We start from the raw sequence: 2,493 nt of genomic DNA, 5'->3' as shown, positions 1-2,493 counted from the left end.
GATGTTGGACGTGATGGCGGGGGATGAGGGGACGGAGGGGGATCGGGAGGACGTCGGCGGCCTTCTGGGCCCCGTGGTGGTGCTGGAGCCGTCCTGCGCGGCGACCCTCCGGACCGACCTGCCCGAACTGCTGCCGGACGACCCGAGGGCGGCGCGGCTGGCGGCGTCGGTACGGACGTTCGCGGAGGCGCTGGAGGAGCTGGCCCCCGAATGGGAGCCGCCGCGTCTGGACCGCCCGGTGACGGGCCAGACGCACTGTCACCAGCACGCGGTGCTGGGCGACGCGGCGGACCGCCGACTGCGCGCCCGCGCCGGGCTGACGGGGGAACTGGCGGGCGGCTGCTGTGGTCTCGCGGGCAACTTCGGCTTCGAGCCGGGCCACTACGAGGTCTCGGTGGCGTGCGCGGAGGACCAGCTGCTGCCGGCACTGAAGGGCGCGCCCCCGGCCGCCGCCGTCCTGGCGGACGGCTTCTCGTGCCGTACGCAGATGGCGGACCTGGCGGGGGTACGGGGACGGCACTTGGCGGAAGTGCTGGCGGAGGGGGTGGATGAGCGTGTGGATGAGCGTGTGGATGAGGGGGAGGGCGAAGTGGAGGCGGGTCTTTGAGGTCCTGGGGGCGAGGTGCCTGTTGGGGCTCGGGTGTGGCCGCCCTCGTTCCGAGTGTGGCGTCCTCCGCCGCCGCCAGGTCGTCGCCCGGCGCGATCGCCGAACCCCCCGCGCGTCACCCCGCTCGACCCWTGATCACGAACCCTGGCGGCAGACCCCGCCGCCCCGCCGCCTAACCTGCTGTCATGGGCCGGCGCAGCGCCGCCGATCGAGGGATCCGGGGGGATCAGTGCAGAGAGATGCGGCGACCGAGGTCTTCCGGCCACTCCAGGCGGACGACCCGCCCGTGGTGGCGGGCTACCGCCTGGCCGCCCGTCTCGGCGCGGGCGGCATGGGCCGCGTCTACCTCTCGCACACCCCGGGCGGCCGGCCCGTCGCCCTCAAGGTCGTACGCCCGGAACTGACCGACTCCCCGGCCTTCCGACACCGGTTCCGCCGGGAGATCAAGGCGGCCCGGCGGGTCCGCGGCGCGTACACCGCCGAGCTGATCGACGCCGACGCGGACGGCGTACCGCCCTGGCTCGCGACGCTGTACGTGCCCGGCCCCTCCCTGTCCGAGGCCGTCGCCCGGCGCGGCCCGCTGCCCGTGCCGGCCGTCCTGTGGCTGATGGCGGGCGTCGCCGAGGCACTCCAGGCCATCCACGGCGCGGGCATCGTGCACCGGGACCTCAAGCCGTCGAACGTCCTGCTGGCCGCCGACGGGCCGCGCGTCATCGACTTCGGCATCTCGCTCGGCTCCGACACCACCCGGCAGACCGAGACCGGCACCGCCCTCGGCACCCCCTCGTACATGGCCCCCGAACAGGCGTCCGCGGGCGAGGTCACGACCGCGACGGACGTCTTCGCGCTGGGGCAGACGGCGGCCTTCGCGGCGCTGGGAGAACCGCTGTACGGCGACGGGCACTCGGTCGGCGTGCTGTACCGCATCGTGCACTCCGAGCCCGATCTGAGCCGGCTTCCCCCGGCGCTCCGGCCGCTGATCGCCCGGTGCCTGGCCGCCGCTCCCGAGGAGCGGGCCACCCCGGCGGAGATCGTCGACTGGTGCCGGCAGCGGCTCGGCGCGGACGCGGACGAGGCCGCGGGGCCCGCCGTCTGGCGGGACGTCACGGGGCCGGAGCCCGCGGTGCCGGGGCCGGTCCCCGACCCCACCCCGGTGCACACGTTCCCGCTGACCCCCCGGCCGGGACCGGGGGAGCGGCCGACGGCCAGGGAGCGCCCGCGGTCCCGGAAGCGGCGCACCGCGCTCGTCACCGCCGCCGCCGTCGCGGCGGGCGCCCTGCTGGTCGGCGGCCTGTCGTGGACGGTCGTGGAGGCCGCGGACCGGTTCCGCGACCTCGCGCGGTCCGGGGCCACGACGTCGCCCGGCCCCACGGCGTCGTCCTCCGCGCCCGCCGCCGCCGTGGCGCAGGACGGCGCCCGGACGCGGGGGAGGGCCTCGCGCCCCGCCCCGACGGAGACCGGTCCGCCGCGAGCCGTCCCGTACCCCTTCCAGATGCTCACCGAGGAGAGCTCGATGAGCCTCAAGGAGCCGATCGAGCGCAAGGACCGCAAGGGGGACGTCCGCCTCGTCTGCTCGGAGAAGGAGCTCTGTGCGCTACAGAGCCGCGCCAGCCGGATGCAGCTGCGCCAGGGCAAGCCGGGGGCCGGCCTCGACGAGTGCCGCGCCACCCTCGCCGTCCAGCCGACCCGCGACCTCTCGCTGTCCTGGTCGGCGGCCGGCAGCGAGATCTGCATCGAGCACCCCTCCGGCGACATCGCCCTCTTCGTCATCCAGGTGAAATCGACCGCCCTACCGGGAAGCGGCATCAACTTCGTCACCGGCGACCTGACGATCTGGCGGGCGCCCTGACCGGCGCGGGGGGCGGTCCGCGGGACCGGTCGCCGGG

1 protein-coding gene and 1 pseudogene are annotated in these 2,493 nt (G+C 75.9%); both read left to right on the top strand.

The genetic code is table 11. From position 1 onward, the window contains the following. A pseudogene (locus EAO70_RS06225) lies at positions 1-607 on the top strand (FAD-binding oxidoreductase); the annotation flags it as partial. A 229-nt stretch (positions 608-836) separates the two neighbouring features. Then, entirely contained in the window at positions 837-2,456 is a 1,620-nt protein-coding gene (locus EAO70_RS06220; RefSeq protein WP_261992698.1) for a serine/threonine-protein kinase, read from the top strand. Positions 2,457-2,493 lie beyond the last annotated feature (37 nt).

The organism is Streptomyces sp. adm13(2018) (assembly GCF_008042145.1).
GTDB lineage: Bacteria > Actinomycetota > Actinomycetes > Streptomycetales > Streptomycetaceae > Streptomyces.
The sequence above is the reverse complement of the archived record's forward strand: the minus strand, read 5'-3'. Positions and strand labels throughout refer to the sequence as shown.